Source organism: Variovorax sp. J2P1-31 (assembly GCF_030317215.1).
Lineage (GTDB): Bacteria > Pseudomonadota > Gammaproteobacteria > Burkholderiales > Burkholderiaceae_C > Variovorax.
The window spans coordinates 162,457-187,212 of sequence record NZ_JASZYA010000004.1; the positions used below are offsets into that span (position 1 = coordinate 162,457).

Annotated in this window: 23 protein-coding genes; 15 read left to right on the plus strand and 8 right to left on the minus strand. The window is 69.8% G+C overall.

What is annotated here, in order from left to right; genetic code table 11:
- Window positions 1-66 precede the first annotated feature (66 nt).
- From mdeB to QTI20_RS26330, 14 genes are all read left to right on the plus strand, one after another.
- On the plus strand, window positions 67-2,715 hold the full coding sequence (gene mdeB / locus QTI20_RS26265) for an alpha-ketoglutarate dehydrogenase (RefSeq protein ID WP_286555467.1): 2,649 nt from the start codon (window positions 67-69) through the stop codon (window positions 2,713-2,715).
- Window positions 2,716-2,806: 91 nt separating this feature from the next.
- The gene (ltnD, locus tag QTI20_RS26270) at window positions 2,807-3,700 is read left to right on the plus strand and encodes an L-threonate dehydrogenase (RefSeq protein WP_286555465.1); all 894 of its coding nucleotides are present in this window, start codon (window positions 2,807-2,809) and stop codon (window positions 3,698-3,700) included.
- On the plus strand, window positions 3,697-4,665 hold the full coding sequence (locus tag QTI20_RS26275) for a LysR family transcriptional regulator (protein WP_286555464.1): 969 nt from the start codon (window positions 3,697-3,699) through the stop codon (window positions 4,663-4,665). The genes ltnD and QTI20_RS26275 overlap by 4 nt, the downstream gene beginning before the upstream one ends.
- A gap of 70 nt (window positions 4,666-4,735) precedes the next feature.
- Entirely contained in the window at window positions 4,736-5,713 is a 978-nt protein-coding gene (locus tag QTI20_RS26280) for a Bug family tripartite tricarboxylate transporter substrate binding protein (RefSeq protein WP_286555462.1), read from the plus strand.
- 7 nt (window positions 5,714-5,720) lie between these two features.
- The gene (locus tag QTI20_RS26285; RefSeq protein ID WP_286555461.1) at window positions 5,721-6,704 is read left to right on the plus strand and encodes a 4-hydroxythreonine-4-phosphate dehydrogenase PdxA; all 984 of its coding nucleotides are present in this window, start codon (window positions 5,721-5,723) and stop codon (window positions 6,702-6,704) included.
- 116 nt (window positions 6,705-6,820) lie between these two features.
- Complete coding sequence (locus QTI20_RS26290) at window positions 6,821-7,549, plus strand: GntR family transcriptional regulator (RefSeq protein ID WP_286555460.1); 729 nt, start codon at window positions 6,821-6,823, stop codon at window positions 7,547-7,549.
- A 47-nt stretch (window positions 7,550-7,596) separates the two neighbouring features.
- Window positions 7,597-8,688, plus strand: a complete 1,092-nt coding sequence (locus tag QTI20_RS26295) for an isocitrate/isopropylmalate dehydrogenase family protein (protein ID WP_286555459.1) — start codon at window positions 7,597-7,599, stop codon at window positions 8,686-8,688.
- A gap of 65 nt (window positions 8,689-8,753) precedes the next feature.
- A complete protein-coding gene (locus QTI20_RS26300) occupies window positions 8,754-9,728 on the plus strand; it encodes a Bug family tripartite tricarboxylate transporter substrate binding protein (RefSeq protein WP_286555457.1) in 975 nt (324 codons plus the stop codon).
- A 17-nt stretch (window positions 9,729-9,745) separates the two neighbouring features.
- Window positions 9,746-10,042 (plus strand): putative quinol monooxygenase, encoded by a 297-nt coding sequence (locus QTI20_RS26305; RefSeq protein WP_286555455.1) that lies wholly within the window; start codon window positions 9,746-9,748, stop codon window positions 10,040-10,042.
- Window positions 10,039-11,310 (plus strand): 3-oxo-tetronate kinase, encoded by a 1,272-nt coding sequence (gene otnK, locus QTI20_RS26310; protein WP_286555453.1) that lies wholly within the window; start codon window positions 10,039-10,041, stop codon window positions 11,308-11,310. Before QTI20_RS26305 ends, otnK begins: the two co-directional genes overlap by 4 nt.
- Before the next feature lie 61 nt (window positions 11,311-11,371).
- Window positions 11,372-12,040, plus strand: coding sequence for a class II aldolase/adducin family protein (locus QTI20_RS26315; RefSeq protein ID WP_286555452.1), 669 nt, complete (start codon window positions 11,372-11,374; stop codon window positions 12,038-12,040).
- Between the two features lie 23 nt (window positions 12,041-12,063).
- Window positions 12,064-12,891: a 2-oxo-tetronate isomerase gene (gene otnI / locus QTI20_RS26320; protein WP_286555451.1), complete on the plus strand. Its 828-nt coding sequence runs from the start codon at window positions 12,064-12,066 to the stop codon at window positions 12,889-12,891.
- Entirely contained in the window at window positions 12,888-14,084 is a 1,197-nt protein-coding gene (locus tag QTI20_RS26325) for an amidohydrolase family protein (protein WP_286555450.1), read from the plus strand. The genes otnI and QTI20_RS26325 overlap by 4 nt, the downstream gene beginning before the upstream one ends.
- On the plus strand, window positions 14,081-14,545 hold the full coding sequence (locus QTI20_RS26330) for a RidA family protein (RefSeq protein WP_286555449.1): 465 nt from the start codon (window positions 14,081-14,083) through the stop codon (window positions 14,543-14,545). The genes QTI20_RS26325 and QTI20_RS26330 overlap by 4 nt, the downstream gene beginning before the upstream one ends.
- Here the strand turns inward: QTI20_RS26330 and QTI20_RS26335 are convergent.
- From QTI20_RS26335 to QTI20_RS26370, 8 genes are all read right to left on the minus strand, one after another.
- A complete protein-coding gene (locus QTI20_RS26335; RefSeq protein WP_286555448.1) occupies window positions 14,538-15,224 on the minus strand; it encodes a TetR family transcriptional regulator C-terminal domain-containing protein in 687 nt (228 codons plus the stop codon). The genes QTI20_RS26330 and QTI20_RS26335 overlap by 8 nt on opposite strands.
- Before the next feature lie 47 nt (window positions 15,225-15,271).
- Window positions 15,272-16,234, minus strand: coding sequence for a PDR/VanB family oxidoreductase (locus QTI20_RS26340; protein WP_286555447.1), 963 nt, complete (start codon window positions 16,232-16,234; stop codon window positions 15,272-15,274).
- A gap of 2 nt (window positions 16,235-16,236) precedes the next feature.
- A complete protein-coding gene (locus QTI20_RS26345; protein ID WP_286555445.1) occupies window positions 16,237-17,256 on the minus strand; it encodes an ABC transporter substrate-binding protein in 1,020 nt (339 codons plus the stop codon).
- A gap of 40 nt (window positions 17,257-17,296) precedes the next feature.
- Entirely contained in the window at window positions 17,297-18,667 is a 1,371-nt protein-coding gene (locus tag QTI20_RS26350; protein WP_286555443.1) for an FAD-binding oxidoreductase, read from the minus strand.
- Complete coding sequence (locus QTI20_RS26355) at window positions 18,664-19,545, minus strand: ABC transporter permease (protein ID WP_286555442.1); 882 nt, start codon at window positions 19,543-19,545, stop codon at window positions 18,664-18,666. Before QTI20_RS26355 ends, QTI20_RS26350 begins: the two co-directional genes overlap by 4 nt.
- Complete coding sequence (locus QTI20_RS26360) at window positions 19,523-20,329, minus strand: ABC transporter ATP-binding protein (RefSeq protein ID WP_286555440.1); 807 nt, start codon at window positions 20,327-20,329, stop codon at window positions 19,523-19,525. The genes QTI20_RS26355 and QTI20_RS26360 overlap by 23 nt, the downstream gene beginning before the upstream one ends.
- A 2-nt stretch (window positions 20,330-20,331) precedes the next feature.
- The gene (locus QTI20_RS26365; RefSeq protein ID WP_183028698.1) at window positions 20,332-21,150 is read right to left on the minus strand and encodes a creatininase family protein; all 819 of its coding nucleotides are present in this window, start codon (window positions 21,148-21,150) and stop codon (window positions 20,332-20,334) included.
- Window positions 21,151-21,452: 302 nt separating this feature from the next.
- On the minus strand, window positions 21,453-23,075 hold the full coding sequence (locus tag QTI20_RS26370) for an MFS transporter (protein WP_183028697.1): 1,623 nt from the start codon (window positions 23,073-23,075) through the stop codon (window positions 21,453-21,455).
- A 183-nt stretch (window positions 23,076-23,258) separates the two neighbouring features.
- Between QTI20_RS26370 and QTI20_RS26375 the strand changes: the two genes are divergently transcribed.
- Complete coding sequence (locus tag QTI20_RS26375) at window positions 23,259-24,719, plus strand: ATP-binding protein (protein ID WP_286555438.1); 1,461 nt, start codon at window positions 23,259-23,261, stop codon at window positions 24,717-24,719.
- Window positions 24,720-24,756: the final 37 nt, after the last annotated feature.

The following is a 24,756-nucleotide window of genomic DNA, read 5'->3' on the forward strand; positions in this document are numbered from 1 at the left end:
CCAGCCATGCGAACAACCGCTCTTCACGGCAGCTCATGCGGCGCGTAGCATCCTAAAGTGCCTGCTATGAATGCACCGATTTCCGCCTCGCAGTTGCACGCCCTGATGACCCCCGACGCCCACGATCCCGACCCGCAGGAAACCGCCGAATGGCGCGATGCGCTGACGGCGCTGGCCCAGGCGCAGGGGCCCGAGCGCGCGCGCCAGATGCTCGATGCGCTGGCCCAGGTCGCCAGCCAGCAGCGCATCGGCTGGAAGCCGGAACTCTCGACGCCCTACGTCAACACCATCGGCGTCGACGCCCAGCCCGCCTTCCCCGGCGACCTCGCGATCGAGGAACGCCTGGGCTCGCTGATGCGCTGGAACGCGCTGGCGATGGTGGTGCGCGCCAACCAGGCCTACGGCGAACTCGGCGGCCACATCGCGAGCTATGCGAGCGCGGCCGATCTGTTCGAAGTCGGCTTCAACCATTTCTTCCATGCGCGCAACGAAGGGCATGGCGGCGACCTGGTGTTCTTCCAGCCGCACAGCGCGCCGGGCGTCTACGCCCGCGCCTACCTCGAAGGCCGGCTCGGCGAAGACGACCTGCTGCACTACCGCCAGGAACTCACCGCGCCCGCCTTCACCCAGGGCAGCGGCGCGCGCGGCCTGTCGAGCTACCCGCATCCCTACCTGATGCCCGATTTCTGGCAGTTCCCCACCGGCTCGATGGGGATCGGCCCGATCAGCTCGATCTACCACGCGCGCTTCATGCGCTACCTGAGCGACCGCCAGCTGCAGGACTGCAGCCAGCGCAAGGTCTGGGGCGTGTTCGGCGACGGCGAGATGGACGAGCCCGAATCGATGAGCGCGCTCACGCTGGCCGCGCGCGAGAAGCTCGACAACCTGGCCTGGGTGGTCAACTGCAACCTGCAGCGCCTGGACGGCCCGGTGCGCGGCAACGGCCGCATCGTCGACGAGCTGGAGAAGCTGTTCGCGGGCGCGGGCTGGAACGTGATCAAGCTGGTCTGGGGCAGCGACTGGGACGGCCTGTTCGCGCGCGACACCACCGGCGCCCTGGCGCGCGCCTTCGCCCACACGGTCGACGGCCAGATGCAGACCTTCGCGGCCAAGGACGGCCGCTTCAACCGCGACTCCTTCTTCGGCCAGAACGAGGAGCTGAAGAAGCTCGCGCAAGGCATGACCGACGAGCAGATCGACCGCCTCAAGCGCGGCGGCCACGACCTGGTGAAGATCCACGCGGCCTACGCCGCGGCGGCCGCCCACAAGGGCCAGCCCACCGTCATCCTGGCCCACACCAAGAAGGGCTACGGCATGGGCGCCGCGGGCCAGGGCAAGATGACCACGCACTCGCACAAGAAGTTCGAGAGCGCGGACCTGATCGGTTTCCGCAACCGCTTCGACCTGCCGCTGTCCGACGAGCAGGCCACCTCGCTGACCTTCTACAAGCCCGCCGAGGACAGCGCCGAGATGCGCTACCTCAAGGCGCACCGCGACGCACTGGGCGGCGCGATGCCCCGGCGCGAGACCGACTGCGCGGTCGTGCCCAAGCCCGAACTCGCCGCCTATGCGCAGTTCGCGCTGGCCGCCCACGGCAAGGAGATGAGCACCACCATGGCCTTCGTGCGCATGCTGGGCAACCTGCTGAAAGACAAGGCCCTGGGCCCGCGCGTGGTGCCCATCGTGGCCGACGAGGCGCGCACCTTCGGCATGGCCAACCTGTTCAAGCAGGTCGGCATCTATTCCAGCGTGGGCCAGCGCTATGCGCCCGAGGACATCGACTCGATCCTGAGCTACCGCGAAGCCACCGACGGCCAGATCCTGGAAGAAGGCATCAGCGAGGCCGGCGCCATCGCGAGCTGGACCGCCGCGGCCACCAGCTACAGCGTGCACGGGCTGGCGATGCTGCCCTTCTACATCTACTACTCGATGTTCGGCTTCCAGCGCGTGGGCGATGCGATCTGGGCCGCGGCCGACCAGCGCGCGCGCGGCTTCCTGCTGGGCGCGACCTCGGGCCGCACCACGCTGGGCGGCGAAGGCCTGCAGCACCAGGACGGCAGCAGCCACCTGGTGGCCGCGACCATCCCCAACTGCAAGGCTTACGACCCGGGCTTCGCGGGCGAGATGGCGGTGATCGTCGATGCCGGCATCCAGGAGATGATGGTCGAGCAGCGCGACGTCTTCTACTACGTCACGCTGATGAACGAGAACTACGCGCAGCCCGACGTGCCGGTCGAGGCCGCGGAACACATCCTGCGCGGCTGCTGGCGCTACGAGGGCTGGCGCGACGCGGCATCGAAGCCGAAGAAGCCCCAGGTCACGCTGATGGGCTCGGGCGCGATCCTGACCGAGGTGGTCAAGGCCGCGCAGCAGCTCGAGGCCGAGGGCATCGCGGCCGAGGTGATCAGCGTCACCAGCTGGAGCGAACTCGCGCGCGACGGCGCGGCCTGCCAGACGCGGGCATTGAACGGGGAAGAGGCCGGCACCGCCTTCATCGCCCAGCAGCTGGGCAAGGCCAAGACGCCGATCGTGGCCGCCACCGACTACGTGCGCGCCGTGCCCGAGAGCGTGCGCGCCTTCCTGCCCGAAGGCCGTCGCTACCTCACGCTGGGCACCGACGGCTTCGGCCGCAGCGACACCCGCGCCGCGCTGCGCGACTTCTTCGGCGTCGATGCGGCCAGCATTGTTCGCGCCGCCAAGCTCACGCTGCGCTGACCCCGTCGCCCACGGGCTTGTCCCGTTGGTGCGCGCGCGGCATCGGGGTATGGTCAGGCCCTCCTGAACCAGCACGCCTGCGGGCATTGCCATGAACACTGTCGGATTGATCGGCCTGGGCGCCATGGGCCTGGGCATCGCGCAGACGCTGCGCAGCAACGGATACGAAGTGCACGTCTGCGACGTGCGGCCCGGCGCGGCCGAGGCCTTCGCCGAGGGCGGCGGCGTCGCCCATGCCACGCCGGCCGACGTCGGCGCGGCCTGCGACGTCGTCGTGAGCGTGGTGGTCAACGCCGCGCAGACCGAGGCCGTGCTCTTCGGCGAGCACGGCGCCGCCGCCACGATGCGGACCGGCAGCACCTTCGTCATGTGCTCGACCGTCGACCCGAACTGGTCGGTGGCGCTCGAACAGCGCCTGAACGCCACCGGCCTGCACTACATCGACGCGCCGATCTCCGGCGGCGCGGCCAAGGCCGCGAGCGGCCAGATGACCGTGATGTCGGCCGCCAGGCCCGAGGCCTATGCACGGGCCGGCGCGGTGCTCGACGCGATGGCGGGCAAGGTCTACCGGCTGGGCGACAGCGCGGGCGCGGGCAGCAAGGTCAAGATCATCAACCAGCTACTGGCCGGCGTGCACATCGCCGCGGCGGCCGAGGCGATGGCGCTGGGCCTGCGCGAAGGCGTGGATGCGGCGGCGCTGTACGAGGTCATCACGCACAGCGCGGGCAACAGCTGGATGTTCGAGAACCGCATGGCCCACGTGCTGGCGGCCGACTACACGCCGCTGTCGGCGGTCGACATCTTCGTCAAGGACCTGGGCCTGGTGCTCGACACGGCGCGCGCGAGCAAGTTTCCGCTGCCGCTGGCCTCGACCGCGCACCAGATGTTCATGCAGGCCTCGACCGCCGGCTTCGCCAAGGAAGACGACAGCGCGGTGATCAAGATCTTCCCGGGCATCACGCTGCCCGGCGCGACGAAGCAGTGAACACGCGCGCCGCGAAGCCCGCGGCCTCGGCCGCCCCGCCGGACACGGTGCCCGGCCGGGTGCACTTCGACCTGACCACGGTGCGGCTGTTCATCGCCACGGCCGAGTCCGGCAGCATCACGCGCGCCGCCGAGCGCATCGCGCTGGCGCCGGCCGCGGCCTCGCGCCGCATGAAGGAACTCGAAGCCCAGTTCGGCGTGCCGCTGTTCCAGCGCCTCCCGCACGGCATGGCGCTGACCGACGCGGGCCGCACCCTGCTGGCCCATGCGCGCAGCGTGGCGCATGCGGTGTCGCGCATGCAGGACGACGCGCAGGCCTTCCGCCACGGCGACAAGGGCGTGGTGCGCATCGCGGCCTGCACCTCGGCCGTGCTGCAGTTCATGCCGCAGGACCTGCAGCGCTGCCACGCGGCCTACCCCGGCATCAAGATCGACCTGCAGGAGATCAACAGCCAGGGCGTGCTGCAGGCCGTGAGCCGCGGCGTGGTCGACCTGGGCATCTACGAGAGCACGCAGGGCGGCCTGGCGCTGCCGGCCCTGCACTACCACGAGGACCGGCTGGTGCTGGTGGTGCACGCCAGCCATGCGCTGGCCGCGCGGCGCAGCGTGCGGCTGGAGGATTTCCTGCCCTACGACGTGATCGGCCTCACGCAGGGCTCGGCCATCTCGACCACGCTGGCGCGCATGGCCTCTGAGGCGCAGCACAGCCTGCGCATGCGCATCCACGTGGGCAGCTTCGACAGCATGACGGCCATGATCGCGCAGGGCATCGGCATCGGCCTGATGCCGCAGGCGGTGGCGCAGAGCTTCGCGGGCGGCCAGGCCTTCAGGCGGCTGCGCATCGACGACGACTGGGCCGCGCGGCGCTTCACGCTGTGCCACCAGCCGGCCGCCGCGATGTCCTCGGCGGCAATGACCGTGGCCGCGATGCTGTGCCCGGGTGAATTCGCAAACCGCGAATCCTGAGTCGCGCAATGAGCGATGGCCGCGGCGCGCGGCCTCTCCTACAGTGCGCGCACTACAGGAGACATCCCACATGACCCACGCCTTCGCCCGCGCGCTCGCGCTTCTCGCGTTCGCCGCCGCCGTCCCGCTGGCGGCGCACGCCCAGGCCGCGGCCTTTCCGAACAAGCCGCTGCGCATCAACGTCGGCGCCTCGGCCGGCGGCGGCACCGACGTGGTGGCGCGCATCTTCGCCGAGAAGATGGGCCAGGGCCTGGGCCAGTCGATCATCGTCGACAACCGCCCCGGCGCGGCCAACACCATCGCCGCCGACCTGACCTCGAAGGCGCCGGCCGACGGCTACACGCTGCTGATGGCCACCAACTCGCCGCAGGTGATCGCGCCGCACCTGATGAAGCTGGGCTTCGATCCGCTCAAGCAGCTCACGCCGCTCGGCATGGTGGTGATGGTGCCGCACGTGCTGATCGTCAACGCGCAGAACCCGGCCAAGGACTTCCGCGCGCTGCTGGCCGAGATCAAGGCGAAGCCCGACAAGCTCAGCTATGCCTCCTCGGGCATCGGCAGCGTGCAGCACATCGCGGGCGAGCTGTTCATGGCCGCCAGCGACACCCGCATGGTCCACGTGCCCTACAAGGGCAGCTCGCAGGCGCATTCGGACATCCTCGCGGGCCAGGTCGACCTGATGCTCGACACCACCTCCTCGGCCATGGCGCTGATCAAGGCCGGCAAGTTCCGCGCGCTGGCCGTGACCACGCCGCAGCGCTCGAGCGAGCTGCCCGACGTGCCGACACTGGCCGAGCTGGGCCTGAAGAACGCCGAGATGAGCACCTGGTACGTGATGTACACGCCGAGCGAGACGCCCGCGCCGGCGCTCGACCGGCTGGTGAGCGAATTCAACAAATCCCTGCAGCTGCCCGAGGTGCAGACCCGGCTGCGCGCACTGGGCGGCACGCCCTCGACGCTGACGCGCGAGCAGTTCGTGCAGCTGCAGGCGGCCGACTACCAGCGCTTCGGCGCCCTGATCAAGCAACGCAACATCAAGCTGGACTGAGCCCCCCATGACACTCCCCCGCATCGCACTGGCCATCGGCGACCCTGCCGGCATCGGCCCCGAAATCGTCGCGCGGCTGCTGGCCGACCCGGCCACCGCCACCAAGGCCGACATCCAGCTGATCAGCAACCGCGAGGCGCTCGAAGCCGGCGCGCGCGCGGCCGGTGTGCCGCTGCCGGTGGCCGGCGAGCGCCTGCGCTTCGTCGAATGGGCCGGCCAGGACGCGCGCTTCGCGCCTTCGGTCGCGAGCCCCGACAACGGCCGCTTCATCCTCGACAGCCTGACGCTGGGCACGCGCCTGGTCACCGACGGGCAGGCCGACGCGCTGTGCTTCGCGCCGCTCAACAAGGGCGCGATGCGCATGGGCGGCATGCACGAGGAAGACGAGATGCGCTGGTTCGCCAAGCTGCTCGACTACAGCGGCCCCTGCGGCGAGTTCAACGTGCTGGGCCCGATGTGGACCGCGCGCGTGACCTCGCACGTGGCGCTCAAGGAAGTCTCGTCGCTGCTCACGCCCGAAGGCGTGGCCGGCGCGATCCGCATGCTGAGCGACGCGCTGCGCGCGGCCGGCACCGCGCAGCCGCGCATCGGCGTGTGCGGGCTCAATCCGCACAACGGAGACAACGGCAACTACGGCAGCGAGGAGGCCGAGGTGATCGAGCCCGGCATCCGCCTCGCGGCCTCGCAGGGCTTCCCCGCGCTAGGCCCGTACCCGGCCGACACCATCTTCGTGCGCGCCCGCCGCGGCGACCTCGACGGCATCGTCACGATGTACCACGACCAGGGCCAGATCGCGACCAAGCTGCTGGGCTTCGACATCGGCGTGACGGTCGAGGGCGGCCTGCCGATCCCGGTCACCACGCCCGCGCACGGCACGGCCTACGACATCGTGGGCCAGGGCACGGCGCAGGCCACGGCCATGACCAGCGCCTTCGACCTGGCGTGCCGGATGGGACTGAGCCACCGGGCACGCGCCAGCGCCAGCGCCTGAGCCGCACCAGCGCCTGGCGCGACGCACCGGCGCGCGCCGGGCCAGGGTTTTCCCAAGGCCCGTCTGCGCAAATCAACGTATACATTAATCCATACGTTAATCGCCGATCGCCCTCCATGCCCCGTCCCAAGCTCCAGCCCACCGCAGCACGCGGCGCCGCACGATCCGCGCAGGACGCAGCGACGCCCTCGTCCTCGCGCAAGGACCTCGCCTACGAGGGCCTGCGCCGCCGCATCCTCGACAACGTCTGGCCGCCCGGCCACCAGGCGCTGGAGCAGGAGATCGCGCTGGAGCTGGGCCTGAGCCGCACGCCGGTGCGCGAGGCGCTGATCCGGCTGGAACGCGAAGGCCTGGTGCAGGTGATCCCGCGCCACGGCATGCGCGTGCTGCCGATGTCGGCGACCGACATGCGCGAGATCTACGAGATCCTCACGGCGCTCGAGAGCCTGGCCGTCGAGCGGGTCGCGACGCGCCGCCCTTCGGACGCCGAGCTCGCGCCGCTGGTGCAGGCGACGCAGGCGATGGCGCGCGCGCTGGCCAGGGATGACCTCGATGCCTGGGCTCGCGCCGACGAGGCCTTCCATGCGCAGCTGGTCACGATGGCCGGCAACCGCCTGCTGACCGATGCGGTCTTCAGCCACTGGGACCGCGCGCACCGTGCCCGCATGTTCACGCTGCGGCTGCGGCCCAAGCCGGTGAACTCGACGCAGGAGCACATGGCCCTCGTCGAATGCCTGCGTGCCGGCGATTCGGCCGGCGCCTCGGCGGTGAACCGCGCGCACCGCCAGCGCGCGAGCCGCGAGCTGCTGGCGCTGTTCGAGCACTACCGGCTGCAGCAGATGTAGGCCGCCCGGTCCCGCCCTTCTTCACTTCACACACGAGCACCCTTTCCATGGAAAAGAACTACCGCATCGCCGTCCTGCCCGGAGACGGCATCGGCACCGAAGTCATGCACGCGGCCGAGGCCGTGCTGCAGGCCGTGCAGCCGCGCATCGGCCGTGCGCTGGCGCTCGAGTGGCTGCCGGCCGGCGCGCAGCACTACCTCGACAGCGGCGTCGCGCTGCCCGAGGCCACGCTGCGCAGCTGCGAGGCGGCCGACGCCATCCTGTTCGGCGCCATGGGCCTGCCGCACGTGCGCGGCGCCGACGGCACCGAGATCATTCCGCAGCTCGACCTGCGCATGCACTTCGACCTCTACGCCGGCGTGCGCCCGATCCGCACCTTCCGCGGCCTGCCCACGCCGCTGTCGCATCCCAAGGCCGAGCACATCGACCTGGTGCTGGTACGCGAAAGCACCGAAGGCCTGTTCTACGCGCGCGGCCGGGGCGACGTGCGCGGCGACGAGGAGGTGTTCGACACCATGCGCATCACGCGCCACGGCACCACGCGCATCTGCGAGTTCGCCTTCCGCCTGGCCGCACGCCGTGCCGAGCGCCTGGGCCGTGCGGGCCGCGTGACCAACGTGGACAAGGCCAACGTCTTCGCCTCGATGGCCTTCTTCCGCAAGGTGTTCGAGGAAGTGGCGGCGCGCCATCCGGCCGTGGCGGCCGACAGCGGCTACGTCGACGCGATGGCGCTCAACCTGGTGATGAAGCCCTGGACCTACGACGTGCTGGTGACCGAGAACATGTTCGGCGACATCCTCTCGGACCTGATCGCCGCGCTGGTGGGCGGCATGGGCATGGCGCCCTCGGGCGACATCGGCGACAAGCACGCGCTGTTCCAGCCCGCGCACGGCACCGCGCCCGACATCACGGGCCAGGGCAAGGCCAACCCGACCGCGATGCTCCTGTCGGCGGCCATGATGCTCGAGTGGCTGGCCGATCGCAGCGGCGACAGTGCGCTGGCCGATGGCGCCGCGCTCATCGAGCGCGCGGTCGAGCAGGTGTTCGCTTCCGGCCAGGTGCGGCCGATGGAGTTCGGCGGCACGCACGGCACGGCCGACATCACACGCGCGGTGGTCTCGGCACTGCGCCCCGTGTAGGCGCACGCTGCCGGCGGGCCTCGCCCGCCGTCCCGTTTTTCAAACCACAGTGACGGAGACAAAAAATGAAAAGCTTCCTGAAAGCCACCCTGCTCGCGGCCGCCACCCTGGGCGTTCCGTTCGCCGCCCAAGCCCAGGCCACGGCCTGGCCGACCAAGCCGGTGAAGATCGTCGTGCCTTCGCCGCCCGGCGGCAGCACCGACCAGATCGCGCGCGCCATCGGCCAGAAACTCGCGGAGGCCTGGGGCCAGCCGGTGGTGGTGGAGAACCGGCCCGGCGCCGGCCTCACGCTCGGCGCCGACTACGTGGCCAAGTCCGCACCCGACGGCTACACGCTGCTGATGGGCGCGGTGCACCACTCGATCGCGCAGTCGGTCTACAAGAAGCTGCCCTACGACTTCGGCAAGGACCTGGCACCGATCACGGTGCTGGCCATCGTGCCCAACGTGCTGATCGTCTCGACCGCCAATCCGGCGAAGAACGTGAGCGAACTCATCGCCCAGGCCAAGGCCCAGCCCGGCCGGCTCAGCTACGGCAGCACCGGCGCCGGCACGGCGCACCACCTGATCGGCGAGCAGTTCAACGACATGGCCGGTACCGACATCCTGCACGTGGCCTACAAGGGCAGCAGCCCGGCGCTGGTCGACCTGATGGGCGGCCAGACCACGATGATGTTCGACACCGTGGCCTCCTGCCTGCCGTTGATCAAGGGCGGCAAGCTGCGTCCACTGGCGGTGGCCACGGCCAAGCGCTCGTCGGCGCTGCCCGAGGTGCCGACCCTGTCGGAAGCGGGGCTGACCGGCTTCGACATCGCGACCTGGTTCGGCCTCATGGCGCCGGCCGGCACGCCCAAGGCGGTGATCGACAAGGTGTACGCCGATTCGGCGCGCATCCTCGCCACGCCCGAGATGAAGAAGCAATGGCTGGAGATGGGCGCCGAGCCGGTGGGCAACACGCCTGAACAAATGAACACCCAGATCAAGGCCGAGATGGGAAAATTCGCCACGCTGGCCGCCAAGGCCAAGCTGAGCCTGGACTGACATACACCTACGCATCCATGACCCACGCACTGCTCGTCGACTTCCAGATCCAACCCGCGCAGGCCGAGGCCTTTGCCGAAGCCATCGCGCACAACGCGCAGCGTTCGCTCGGCGACGAACCCGGCTGCAGCCGCTTCGACGTGTGCCGCGACCCGCAGGACCCGGGCGCCTTCTTCCTCTACGAGCTGTACGACGACCCGGCCGCCATCCAGGCGCACCTGGCGTCGCCGCACTTCCTCGCCTTCGATGCGTTGACGCGCGACTGGGTGGTGCGCAAGGCCGTGCGCACGCATGTGCTGGCGGAGGCCGCATGAGCGGCGCCGTCCTGAAGCTCGGCTGCATCGCCGACGATTTCACCGGTGCCACCGACCTCGCCAACAACCTCGTGCGCGCCGGCATGCGCGTGGTGCAGGTGATCGGCGTGCCCGAGGGTCCGCTGGCCGTCGAGGTCGATGCGGTGGTGGTGGCACTCAAGTCGCGCACCATCCCCGCGCAGCAGGCGATCGACCAGTCGCTGGCCGCGCTGCGCTGGCTGCAGGCCCAGGGCGCGCAGCAGATCTACTTCAAGTACTGCTCGACCTTCGACAGCACGGCGGCCGGCAACATCGGGCCGGTGACCGAGGCGCTGATGGACGCGCTCGACACCGCCTTCACCATCGCCACGCCGGCCTTCCCCGACAACGGCCGTACGGTGTTCAAGGGCCACCTGTTCGTGGGCGAGCTGCTGCTCAGCGACAGCGGCATGAAGGACCATCCGCTCACGCCCATGACCGATGCCAACCTGGTGCGCGTGATGCAGGCGCAGACGCGCCGCAAGGTCGGCCTGATCGACCACCGCACGGTGGCGCAGGGCGATGCCGCCATCCGCGAACGCATCGCGGTGCTGCGCGCCGAGGACGTGGGCGTGGCCATCGTCGACGCGGTCACGAACGACGACCTGCTGCGGCTGGGCCCGGCGCTGGCCGGCATGCCGCTGGTCACGGCTGGCTCGGGCGTGGCGATCGGCCTGCCGGCCAACTTCGGGCTCGCGCCCTCGGCCGGTGCCAGCGCGCTGCCACCCGCAGGCGGCCTGCGGGCCGTGGTGTCGGGCAGCTGCTCGCTCGCGACCAATGCGCAGGTGAAGCACTTCATCGACGGCGGTGGCCCGGCCTTCGCGATCGATCCGTTGCGGCTCATGGCCGGCGACGACGTGGTGACGCAGGCGTTGGCCTGGGCCGCGCCGCTGTTGGCGCAGGGACCGGTGCTGGTCTATTCGACCGCCGAGCCCTCGGCCGTGAAGGCGGTGCAGGCGAAGCTGGGCGTGGACGAGGCCGGCGCCATGGTCGAGCGCGCGCTCGCGGCCATCGCGCGCGGCCTGGTCGCGCAGCACGGCGTACGCCAATTGCTGGTGGCCGGCGGCGAAACCTCGGGCGCCTGCGTGCAGGCGCTGGGCATCGCGCAGCTGCAGATCGGCGCCCAGATCGATCCGGGCGTGCCCTGGTGCCATGCGCTGGCCGAGGCCGCGCCGCTGCACATCGCGCTCAAGTCGGGCAACTTCGGCAGCGCGGACTTCTTCACCAAGGCCTTCAAGGCCCTGGTATGAGCGCGGCGCCGGGCCGCCCCAAGCAAGCTCGCACCGCAGTGCGTAGCACGGAGGTTTCTCAATGACCGAAAGCGAGGCACGCGACGAGATCTGCCGCGTCGGCCGCAGCCTGTTCGCGCGCGGCTACGTGCACGCCACCGCGGGCAACATCAGCGTGCGGCTCGACGACGGTTTCCTGATCACGCCCACCGACGCCTGCCTGGGCTTCCTCGATCCCGCGCGGCTGGCCCGGCTCGACGCGCAGGGCGTGCAGACCGGCGGCGACCGCGCGAGCAAGACCATCGCGCTGCACCGACGCATCTACGCGGCCGCCACGCGCTTCGACGCGCAGACGCGCTGCGTGATCCACACCCACAGCACGCACTGCGTGGCGCTCACGCTGCAGCCCCACGCAGAAGACGAGGACCTGCTGCCCGCGCTCACGCCCTACTTCGTGATGAAGGTGGGCCATGTGCCGGTCATCCCCTACCACCGGCCCGGCGCCGAGGCGGCCGCCGAAGCCGTGGCGCAGGCGATCGAACAACGCGGCGCGCAGGGCACGCCGATCCGCGCCGTGATGCTCGAGCGGCTCGGTCCCAACGTCTGGCACGACACCCCCGCCGCCGCGATGGCCACGCTGGAAGAGCTCGAGGAAACGGCGAAACTCTGGGGGTCCGCCGACCCGAAGCCCGCCGAACTCACGGCCGCGCAGATCGACGAACTGCGCCGCCACTTCGGCGCACGCTGGTAACCTTTTCAGACACGAGACACGCCATGCCCCGCTTCGCCGCCAACCTCTCGATGCTCTATCCCGAGCTCGATTTCCTCGACCGCTTCGAAGCCGCCGCGCAGGATGGCTTCCAGGGCGTCGAGTACCTGTTTCCCTACGCCTACCCGGCGGCCGAGATCGCCGCGCGGCTGAAATCGAACGGCCTGCAACAGGTGCTGTTCAACGCACCGCCCGGCGACTGGGAGGCCGGCGAGCGCGGCCTGGCCTGCCTGCCCGGCCGCGAGGTCGAGTTCCGCGAAGGCATCGCGCGCGCTCTCGACTACGCGGCCGCGCTCGACTGCCCGCGCGTGCACGTGATGGCCGGCCTGCTGCCCGCGGGCATGGCGCGCGAGACCGCGAAGGCGACCTATGTCGCGAACCTGCGCTGGGCCGCGGCCGAGGCCGAGAAGGCCGGCGTCGACCTGCTGATGGAGCCGATCAACACGCGCGACATCCCGGGCTTCTTCCTCAACCGGCAGGACGAGGCGCACGCCATCGTCGAAGCCATCGGCTCGCCCCGGCTCAAGGTGCAGTTCGACCTGTACCACTGCCAGATCGTCGAGGGCGACGTGGCGATGAAGATCCGCCAGTACCTGCCCACGGGCCGCGTCGGCCACCTGCAGATCGCGGGCGTGCCCGAGCGCCACGAGCCCGATGTGGGCGAGATGAACTACGGCTACCTGTTCGGCGTGATCGACGCGGTGTCGGCCCAGAGCGGCTGGGAGGGCTGGGTCGGCTGCGAGTACCGGCCCGAGCGCGGCGCGGTGGCCGGCGGCACCTCGGCCGGCCTCGGCTGGCTGCGCAGCCTGCCGAACGGCGGTGCCAAGGCGTGAGGCTCGAGGCCGTCCGCATCCCGCCGCGCCTGTGCGGCTTCGACCCCGGTGAATCGCACGTCTTCGACGTGGTGCTCGAGGGCGCGCGCGTGGCCTCGGTCACGCCCACGCCGGGCCAGCCGGCCGCGCGCGGCACGCTGCTCAGCGCGCCGGTCGATGCCCATGTGCACCTGGACAAGAACTACACGGTGCAGGAGGTCGGTGCCGCGCAGGGCGACCTGTTCACCGCCATCCGCCGCATGAACGCGCACCGCGCGGGCTGGACCGCCCAGACCCTGCGCCCGCGCATGGAACGCGCGCTGCAGGAAGCCTGGCAGTCGGGCACGCGCGCGCTGCGCACGCACCTCGACTGGGTTGAGCCCGAGGCGCCGGTGGCGCTGGGCGTGGTCGAGGCCCTGCGCGAGGCCTGGGAAGGCCGCGTCGCGCTGCAGTTCGTCTCGCTCACGCCGCTCGACGTGTTCGCCGATGCCGCGGCGGGCGAGCGCATCGCGCGGGACGTGAAGCGCGCCGGCGGCGTGCTCGGTGCCTTCGTCTACCGCAACCCCAACCTGACCGAGACGCTGGGCCGCGTGTTCGAACTCGCGCAACAGCACGGCCTGGCGCTCGACTTCCATGTCGACGAAGGGCTGGACGTCGAGGCCACGGGCCTGCGCACCATCGCCGAACTGGCGATCGCCCACGGCCCCGGCCTGCCGGTGGTCTGCGGCCACGCCTGCTCGCTCGCGATGCAGCCCGACGCCGACGCGGCGCACACGCTCGCGCTGTGCGCCAAGGCCGGCCTGCACCTGATCGCGCTGCCGACCACCAACCTCTACCTGCAGGGCGCCTGGGACCGCACGCCGGTGGCGCGCGGCATCACGCGCATCCGCGAGGCGGCCACGCATGGCGTGCGCGCCAGCCTCGCGACCGACAACGTGCAGGACGCCTTCTACCCCTACGGCGGCTACGACCTGCTCGAGACCTTCGGCCTGGGCGTGCAGGTGGCGCACCTGGCGCCCGCGCTCGACTGGCTCGACACCATCACCCTCAACCCGGCACGGGCGCTCGGCCTGGCCTGGGACGGCCGCATCGCCGCGGGCTGCCCGGCCGACCTGCTGCTGCTCGCGGCCACCGACGAACACGAACTGCTGGACCCCCGCGGCCGACGCCGCACCGTCATCCGCGCGGGCCGCACCCTGGAGAACATGGCATGAGCATGGGCAAACCGATGGCCAACTACGCGGCCGCCAAGCGCGTCGGCGACTTCGTCTTCATGAGCGGCGTGGTGGCGGTCGACCCGTCGATCCGCCGCGCGGTCGCGGGCTACGACGACATCCCCGCTGCGGCGCGCGAGGCGCTGGGCACGTTGGGCTACGCCACCGGACAGATGTCGGTCGACGTGTTCGAGGCCGCGATCGTGGCGCAGAGCTGGTTCGTGCTGGAACGCATCCGCCAGCTCGCGGCCGAGCACGGCGGCACGATGGACGACGTGGTGAAGCTGGTGCAGTACTTCCGCCACCTGCCGCACTACGCCTTCTACAACCGCGTGCGCGGCCTGTTCTATCCGGGCGAGCCGCCGGTCAGCACGGTGGTGGAGGTGTCGCGCTTCCTGCCGGGGGACGAGGTGCTGGTGGAAGTCGAAGCCACCATGTACTTACCCGCGCGCGCTACCTGACGCCCGCGCCCTTGAGGAGGAAGGCCAGCACCTGTGCATTCAGGTAGCGCTGGTCCTTCTCGTCGTCCTGCGGCGCCACGCCGCGGAAGTAGGCGACCTGGGTCGCGTGGTCGGCGTAGAACTGCGTGACGGCCCAGATGTGGAACAGCACCAGCAGCGGATCGGACTTGTCCATCAGCCCCTGGTTCATCCAGTTCTGGATCACGGCCGCGGCCTGCTCGGTGCGCTGCTTGCTCGTGGCCATCATCGCGTTGAGCACCGGCGCGCCGCGCATCATCTCGGCGGTGAAGATGCGCGAGCGCAGCGGGTGCTGGAAGGAGAAGGCCATCTTGCGCTGGATCAGGTCGCCCAGCACCTTGCGCGGGCCGAAGGCCTCGTCGGCAAAACCGAACACGCCGATCCAGTCGGTCAGGATGTCCTGCAGCACCTGGCGATAGAGCGCTTCCTTGCTCTCGATGTAGTAGTGCAGTTGGGCCTTCGACAGCCCCGCCTTGTCGGCGATGGCCTGGGTCGAGGCGCCGGTCAGGCCCTCGCTCGCGAACACCTCGATCGCCGCCTGGTAGATGGTGCCCAGCACCTGCGTGTACTTGCGCGAGCGCCCGCGCGTGGCGGGGGCCTCCGGCGCGACCGGTTCGTCGGTGGCCGGGGCGGCGGGAGCGGTGTCGGTCGGCGGGATCATGTGAAGCGAATGGTGCCAGAGACGGGCGCGCTCGCGCCCGTGCCGCATCAAAGGTCGAGCACCAGTTCCTCGCCCACGGCGCGCGCGCAGCACAGCGCGATCTTGTGGCTGCGCTCGCTGCGCGTGAGGCAGAAGTCGCGGTGCTCGGCACCCGCGCCTTCGCCCGGCACCACGCAGGTGCCGCACAGGCCCTGCTGGCACGAGACCGGGATGTCGATGCCCACCCCGTGCAGCGCATCGACCGCACTCTGGTCGGCCGCGACCGGCACCGTGATGCCGCGCTGCGCGAGCTTCAGCACGAAGGGCTTGCCGGTCGCGCCACCCGCATCGGCCGGCGCCGCGAAGTACTCGGCGTGCAGCGCATCCTCGGGCCAGTGGGCGGCGGCCTGGCGCACCGCGTCCATGAAGCCGGCGGGCCCGCAGACGTAGAGGTGCGTGTCGGCCGCGGGCTCGGCCAGCAGCGCGCGCAGGTCGATCTTCTGGGCCGCGCCCTCGCGGTCGAGATGCAGCCGCACATGCGGCGCGAGCGCGGGGGCGCGCAGCGCCTCGGCGAAGGCCAGGTGCTCCTCGCTGCGCGCGAACAGGCACAGCGTGAAGTCGGCGCCGCTGCGCGCCAGCGACTGCGCCATCGCCAGCAGCGGCGTCATGCCGATGCCGCCGGCCAGCAGCAGGTGGCGCCGCGCGGCGGCCTGCACCGGGAAGGTGTTGCGCGGCGCGCTGATGGGCACCAGGTCGCCCTCGCGCACGCGCTCGTGCATCGCGGCCGAGCCGCCGCGGCTCGCGCCTTCGCGCTTGACGCCGATCAGGTAGGACAGCGGCGGCGCATCGCCGCCGTCCTGCGCCAGCGAGTACTGGCGCATGAAGCCGCCGGGCGTGTGCACGTCGATGTGCGCGCCGGCCTGGTAGGCCGGCAAGGCGCGGCCCAGCGGGTGCGTGAACTCGAAGGACAGGATCTCCGGCGTCTGCCGTGCGATGCGCGCGACGCGCACCGTCAGGATGCGTTCGAGCATGGCTACTTGACCAGCGCCTTGCGGATGTCCAGCCCGGTGCCCTTGTTGACGAACTGGGTGGTGTAGGCGTCCTTGTAGTTGAAGTCGGTCGGCTTGTAGAGGCCGGCCTCGACGGTCTTGTCGTAGAAGTCCTTCATGCGCGCGTCGCTGATGGCGCCGATGCCCTTGGTGGGGGCATCGCCCACGTCCATGTGCGCGCGCAGCACCGGGATCGACTTCTCGATGTAGTCCTCGCTGATGTCCGGGTTGATCTTCTGGATCATCGCGTCGGCCGCCTTGCGGTCGCCGTAGAGGTAGTTGTAGTGGCCGATGTTGGTGGCCTCGACGAAGCGGCGCACCAGGTCGGGCTTGTTCTTGACCAGGTCCTGGCGCGTCTCGATCACCATGCCGTAGGTCGACCAGCCCGCGTCGGCCAGCGACAGCACCACCGGCTTGAAGCCCGCCTGCTTCTCGACCGCGAAGGGCTCCGAGGTGGCATAGGCCTGCTGCACCGACTGCTTGTCGGCCAGGAACTGCGACAGGCTGTAGTTGTAGGGGCGCACCTGCTCGTCGCGCATGCCGTAGGCCTTCTTCATCCACTGCCAGTAGCTGATCTGGCCGTCCTTGGCGAGCAGCACGGTCTTGGCCTTGGCCAGGTCGGCGAACTTCTCGAAGCCCTGGCCCGGGTGCGCGATGATGGCCTGCGGGTCCTTCTGGAAGTAGGCCGCGACCACCACCGTCGGCACCTTCTGCTTGATGTTGTCGAAGGCCATCAGCAGGTTGCCGGTCATGAGGAAGTCGATCTTGCCGGCCGGCAGCATCGGCCGGTTGTTGACCTGCGGACCGCCCTGCTGGATCTCGACGTCGAGGCCGAACTTCTTGTAGGTGCCGTCGGCCAGCGCCTGGTAGAAGCCGCCGTGGCCGGGCTGGGCGCGCCAGTTGGTGGCGAGCACGACCTTGTCCTGCGCGAGGGCGGCGAAGGCCGTGCCGGCGAGCAGCGTCGTCAGCAGTGCGCGTGCGATGAAGGGGGTTTGGAGTCGCATGGGAATGCCTTGTGTGGGGTGTTTGGGAACGAAGAAAAGCTCAGGCGTCGCGCGCCATCTCCGGGGTCCAGCCGCGGGTCTTGCCGGGGTTCATCAGGCCCATCGGGTCGCTGCGCTTCTTGAATTCGATCTGCTGGTCGTCGATGGCCTTCATGCCGCCGTCCTCGATGGTGTAGACGTGCGGGTTGAAGATCAGGCAGCCGCCCTGCGACTCGATCTCGCGCATCACGGCGTACTGGTGGGCCTCGTCCTTCCAGCGCACCAGCAGGATGCCGAAGGTGCCGTAGGCGCCGCCGGCGCGCGCGAAGTCGTGGTGCTGCAGCACCTCGTCGCCGAACAGCGCGAGGTGGCGGTCGACCACGGCCGGGTCGAAGGGCTGTGCATAGGCGACTTGCAGGTAGGTCCAGCTGCGGTCGACCTTGAGCGCCTGCAGCGTCGTGTGGTTGAAGGCGCACTCGTAGGCCGGCGGCAGGCCGCGCGCCACCAGTTCGGCCTCGGTGCCGGCCAGCGAGACGGTGCCGCCGTGGGCTGCCACCAGCGCACGGAAGCGTTCCATGGATTCCGGCGCCACCATGGTGAAGGCCGCATGCCGGTCGGGCGGGAACAGCGCGCCCATCTGCACGTAGTAGGGCGAGAAGCGCGCCTCGACGGTCGACAGCAGGAACAGGTCGATCTCGGGCGTGCTCGCGGCCACGCTGAAGTCGAGCGCGCCGCGGTAGCTGTCGAACAGCGCGGTGCAGTGCACCCATTCGATGGCCGGGCTCAGCGCGACCTCGACGTCGAGGATCACGCCGTTGGTGCCGAAGGCATGCTGCACCTGCTGGATCTCGTCGCCCTGCAGTTCGATGATGCGCGGCTCGCGCTCCACCGTCATGACGCGCGCGCGCAGCATGTTGCCGGGGTCGCGCAGGATGCCGTGACGCACCGAGCCGATGCCGCCGAAGCCGCCCGAGATGAAGCCGCCGATCGAGGCCACGTGCCAGGTCGAGGGCCACATGCGCAGCGCCTGGCCGGTCTCGGCCACGGCCTGCTCGATGTCGTGCATGCGCGCGCCGGCCTGCACCCGCACCCGGCCGTCGTCGATGGCGAGCACGCGGCACATCTGCGTGACGTCGAGCACCAGACCGTTGTGCAGCGGCACGCACTGGCCGTAGTTGCCGGTGCCGCCGCCGCGCACGGTCAGCGGCAGCTTCCACTTGGCGGCCACCGCGCAGACCTGGCGCACGTCGTCCTCGGTGCTGACCTTGACCACCAGATCGGCCAGGCAGTCGGCCAGTTGCGCCGTGAGGATCGGGCTGTACCAGTAGAAGTCGCGCGAGAGCTGCCGGCGCTGGCCCGGCGCGTCGATCAGGTTCAGGCCCTGCAGGTCGGCGCGGACCGCGGCCCAGTCGACGGTGGTCGTGGTGCTCATCGCTCCCTCCGCATCTCGCTCTCGTGCCAATGGCCGAGCACCAGCCGCGACAGCGCCGCGAACACCAGGAAGATCACGATGCCCAGCAGCGACACCAGCAGCAGCGCGGCGAACATCATCGGGATCTCGGTGCGGAAGCTGGACTCGAGGATGCGCGAGGCCAGGCCGGTCTCGCGGCCCGCGGTGCCGGCCGTGAACTCGGCCACCACCGCGCCGATCAGGCTCAGGCCACCCGCGATCTTCAGGCCCGCCATGAAGTAGGGCAGCGCGCTGGGCGCGAGCAGGTAGCGGAAGGTCTGCCAGGGCGAGGCCTTGTAGAGCTGGAACAGGTCGCGCAGGTTGCTGTCGGCGCTCTTGAGGCCGATCACGGTGTTCGACAGGATCGGGAAGAAGGCCACGATCCAGGCACACAGCAGCAGGGCCGCGGTGGTGCTCGACACATAGATCAGGATCAGCGGCGCGATCGCGATGATCGGCGTGACCTGCAGGATCACCGCGATCGGGAACAACCCGATCTCGACCCACTTGAACAGCGCGAAGGCGATCGCCAGCAGCACGCCGCCCACGATGGCCGCGAGCAGCGCCAGCAACGTGAGCTTGACCGTGAACCACAGCGCGCTCGACAGCGTGCCCCAGTTGTCGAACAGCGTGCTGAGGATCAGCGTGGGCGCGGGGATGATGTAGTGCGGCACGTTGTTGATGCGCACCAGCGCTTCCCACACGATCAGCAGCAGCGCCACGACGGCGATGGGCACCACGATGCGCAGCGTGCGCTCGCGCCGGCGCAGGCGCTCGTCGCGCGCGCGCAGCGCATCGGCGGAGGTGGCGTCGCCGTCCTGGAGGGCCACGCCGGGCTCAATGATCGATGTCGATGCCATGCAGGGCTCCATGCAGGGATTGCGACACTGCGGTGCAGTGGGCGTTGTAGCGGCTCGAGGTGCGGAAGGCTTCGCCGCGCGGGTAGGGCTCGTCGATGCGGATCTCGTCGATCACGCGGCCCGGGCGCGCCGCCATCACGACGATGCGGTTCGACAGATAGACCGACTCGTAGACGCTGTGGGTCACGAAGATCACCGAGAAGCGGTGCTCGCGCCAGATCGCCAGCAGGTCGTTGTTGAGCTTGATGCGGGTCATCTCGTCGAGCGCGGCGAAGGGCTCGTCCATCAGCAGCAGGCGCGGATGGGTGACCAGCGCGCGCGCGATCGACACCCGCATCTTCATGCCGCCCGAGAGCTCGCGCGGATAGACGTCGGCGAAGCGCGACAGGCCCACCATCTCCAGCACCTGCTCGACCACCGGCGCGGCCGCGTCGCGGCTCATGCCGGCCAGCTTGAGCGGCAGCCAGACGTTGTCGAAGACCTTGGCCCAGGGCATGAGCGTGGGCTCCTGGAACACGAAGCCCAGTTCGCGGTCGCTCTTGCTGCCGCTGGAGTTCTCGCGCGACCAGTTCAGTTCGCCCGAACTCGCGCGCGTGAGGCCGGCGATCAGCCGCAGGGCCGTGCTCTTGCCGCAGCCCGAGGGGCCGAGGAAGCTGATGAAGTCGTGCTCGCCGCAGTCGAGCGTCATGCCCTGCAGCGCGAGCGTGCCGTTGGCGAAGCGCTTGCCGACGTTGCGCAGGCTGACCAGCGGCGGCGTGGCGGCGGGGGTGGCGGATGCGTCCATGCTCAGCGCCATGCGGGAACGTTGTCCAGGCGCGAGAGCGGGAAGCGGTCGACCTCCTGCAGCAGCTCGACGAAGCGTCGGCCCACGTGGTCGAGCACGGCCGCGCCCTTCTCGGCGGTGGCGCGCGTGGCGTCGCCGGCCGCGCCCGCGGGGTTGATGTCGTGCATCTGCCAGCCGAGCTTGCCGGTGGGCGTGATCGAAAGGAATTTGTTCTCGCGGGCCAGGTCCTCCGTCATCGAGTGGAAGTTCTGGAACTTGTCGGACTGCACGTCGTCGGGCGTCAGGTGCAGCATCACCGAGCTCTCGAGGTCGCCGGCATGCACGCCATGCCGGCCTTCGTGCGCGGTGAACAGGCCTTCGGGCAGGCCCAGCGTGTACCAGTTGGCGGACACGACCATCATGTCGTGCTCCTCGCGCAGATCGCGCCCCACGATGTCCATCACGCCCATCTGGCCGCCATGGCTGTTGTAGAGCACCAGCTTGCGCACGCCGGCCTTGGCCACGCAGGCGCCGATGTCCTTCCACAGCGCGATCAGCGTGGCGGCCGACACGGTCAGCGTGCCCGGGTAGCGCGAGTGTTCGTTGCTCTTGCCGTAGGCCACGGTGGGCAGGAACAGCACCGGCAGGTCGTCGGGCAGGTAGGGAATCGTCGCCCGAACCATGCCGTCGATGGTGGCGGTGTCGGTCGACATCGGCAGGTGCGGCCCATGCTGCTCGGTCGCGCCCACGGGCAGCACGGCGATCAGCCGTTCGCGGTCGAGGCGGGAAAACTCTTCGCTGGTCAGGTCGGACCAGTAGCGCGTGCGCAAGCGTGTCGTCATGGGCGGCGTTCCTCTTGTGGGTGGGGAATCAAAATTATCCGAGTGGTCAATAGTAATAGGGGTAGCGACTAACCCTGAGCAAAGGCCGGGCCGGAAATTCGGGATTCTCCCAGGGAAAAAAGGAGTGCAGACCGGGTATGGCGACTCGAAGCGGTGCACCGCCCGCCCCAATACTTGTACGAGTGGTCAATTTATGGAATGCAGCAGCGCACCGGGCCTGCATCGGGGACCGGCGCCGCACGCCGGTGCGGTGAGGAGCGCAGGTGCGGGATCGGGGGCGCAGCAGGCCCCTGCGCGCGTGCTCAGCGGCGGACGACGAAGCGCTTCACCACCGGCGGGCCGTCGCCCAGGTGGAAGGCCAGCCGGCGCTCGCGCAGCGCCAGGTCGGCCGCGGTGGCGCGGTGGAAGCGGCGCAGGTGGCCGGTCCAGGACTCGTCGACGATCTCCTCGACGTAGCGGCCCGGCTCGGCGATGTCGTGCAGCAGCTCCCAGCCGATCGCGCCCTCGCTCAGGCGCGTGCGGCGCGTCTGCTGCATCACCTCCTGGAAGGCCGCGGCGCGCGCCGGATCGATCAGGTACTCGACCATGATCACCAGCCGCCCCTCGCCGGGCGGCGCATGCGGCGGCACGTCGGCCCAGCCCGGCGCGGCCGGGCTCACGTCGTCGTCGACGCCGCCGTCGACCACGTAGCGCAGTGCCGCGCCCATCATCAGCACGCCGGTGACGGCCGCGATCAGCAGGCTGGCCTGCAGCGAGCTCACGGTGGCGATCTGGCCCCAGAGCGCCGCCCCGAAGGCGCTGGCGCCCATGATCGACATCTGGAACATCGACATGCCGCGCGCGCGCACCCAGTCGGGCAGCGCGAGCTGCGCCGACACCGACAGCGAGTTCGCCACCGTGATCCAGGCCGCGCCGCCGAAGAACATGGCCGGCACCGCCACCCAGGTGTTGGGCGCGACCGCCATCACCGCGGTCGCGGCCGATTGCAGCAGCGCGCCGCGCAGCACCAGCTGGTCGCGCACATAGGCCTGGCGCAGCCGCGGCATCACCAGCACCGCGCTGATCGCGCCCGAGCCCATGGCCGCGAGCAGCAGCGTGAAGGTGCCGGCGCCGCCGCCCTCGAGGCCGCGCGCCAGCAGCGGCAGCAGGGCCAGCAGCGCGGTCGAGTGCAGGAAGAAGATCGAGATGCGCACCAGCACCGCGCGCATGCGCAGCGACTGGCGCACGAACTGCACGCCCACGCGCATCGCGCTGATCAGCTTCTCGCGGCCCAGCGGATTGGGCGTGTGCTCGCGCCGCCAGCGCAGCACGATGAAGCCCGAGGCCACCGACATCACGGCATTGAGCACGAAGACCCACAGCGTGCCCGCGCTGGCGATCAGCGCGCCGGCCACCAGCGGGCCGACGATGCGCGAGGCGTTCATCGCGATGCCGTTGAGCCCCAGCGCGGCCGGCAGCAGCGGCCGCGGCACCAGCTCGGGCACGATGGCCGCGAACACCGGCCAGCGCAGCGCCAGCCCGATCCCGTTGGCGAAGGTCAGCGCCAGCAGCAGCGGCGCGCTCATCATGTCGAGCGCCACCGCGATGCACAGCACCACCGCCACGCCCGCCAGCCAGAACTGCGTGGCCATCAGCCAGCGCCGCCGGTCGAGGATGTCGGCCAGCGCCCCGCTGGGCAGGCCCAGCAGGAACACCGGCAGCGTGGAGGCCGACTGCACCAGCGCGACCCAGATCGGCGTGGTGGTCAGCGTGGTCATCATCCACGCGGCCGCCACGTCGTTCATCCACATGCAGACGTTGGCCAGCAGCCAGGTGCTCCACAGCATGCGGAAGACCGGCAGCTTCAGCGGCTCGAAAGGCCCGACGCGCGCAGGCTTGGCGCGCGGCGGGGAGAGGGGTGTTTCTTCGGGGGAGATGGGTGGCATCGGGTGGGCTATTGTGGCCCGACAATTGTGGGGTGGCCCGACAATCGCCCCCATGACAACACCCCGAAGCCAACGCCCCAGGGCTGATCGGCGAGAAGCTCGCCGCTGCGGACGGGGAGTGCAGGACATGCATCTGCGGGGCTCGGGCGCGGATCGCAGTTGCCGCGCGACGAAGGAGAGCACGTGATTCGCGACGAAGACTATTGGCGCAGCGTGGTGCACGAACTCGCGGCCTTGCCCAGAGAGACCGGCTGGCTCCAATTCAAGCAGAGCAAGGCCGATCCGCAGGACATCGGGGAGTACATCTCGGCACTCGCAAATTCGGCGGCGCTGGAGGGCAAGGCACAAGCCTATGTGGTCTGGGGCATCGAAGATCTTGCGCATGCCATCGTCGGAACGACATTCGACCCGGCAGCCTGCCGCATCGGCAACGAGGAGTTGGAGAGCTGGCTGTTGCGGCAGCTCTCGCCAAAGATCGACTTTCGATTCCATGCGATCGACATCGACGGCATGCGCGTGGTGCTGCTGGAACTGTCGCGTGCGGTGCGTCACCCTGTGCAGTTCGCCGGCACCGAGCACATCCGCATCGGTTCATACAAAAAGAGGCTCAAGGACTTCCAGGAAAAGGAACGTGAGCTGTGGCGCATCCTGGACGCCGTGCCCTTTGAACTCCTGACGGCCGCGCAGCGCTTGAGCGCGGACGAGACCGTGGCGCTGCTCGACTACCCGGCCTACTTCGAACTGCTGGGACGGCCCCTGCCCAACGGCAGGGACGCGATCCTTCAGGCCTTGAACGAAGACCATCTGATCGAGCGCGAAGACGGCGGCACATGGAGCATTCGCAATCTCGGCGCCATGCTGTTTGCACGGCGCCTTTCGGATTTCGGGCGGCTGCAGCGCAAGGCCGTGCGGGTCATTGCGTACAACGGCGTCGGCCGGGTACAGACCTTGCGGGAGCAGGAGGGCAACCGCGGCTACGCGGCCGGCTTCGAGGGCCTGATCGGCTTCATCAATGGCTTGTTGCCGAGCAACGAGATGATCGGCCAGGCCTTGCGCAAGACGGTGCCGATGTATCCCGAGCTGGCGATTCGCGAGCTGGTCGCCAATGCACTGATTCACCAGGATTTGTCGGTGACCGGAAGCGGGCCGATGGTGGAGATCTTCTCGGATCGCATGGAGATCACCAATCCGGGCCCGCCGCTGGTGGACACGAACCGGTTGCTGGACCACCCGCCACGTTCGCGCAACGAAGCGCTGGCATCGCTGATGCGCCGCATCGGCATCTGTGAGGAGCGTGGCAGCGGGGTCGACAAGGTTGTCTTCGAAACCGAGTTCTACCAGTTGCCGGCGCCGTCGTTCGACGTGGTGGGCGATTCGATGCGCAGCATCTTGTTTGCCCCGATGCCCCTGACCAAGATGACGAAAGCCGATCGCATTCGGGCGGTCTACCTGCATGCATGTCTGCGCCACGTGCAGCGGGAGGCCATGACCAACACCTCGCTCAGGGAGCGCTTCGGCATCGACCCCAGGAACAGCGCGACGGCGTCCCGCCTGCTCAAGGAAGCGCTGGAAGCAGGCGTGATCCGGCTGATGGACCCGGATGCTGCGTCCAAGCTGCGCAAATACGTGCCGGAATGGGCCTGAGGCCCGTCCAAATTTTGCTTGATGGGTATTTGATGGA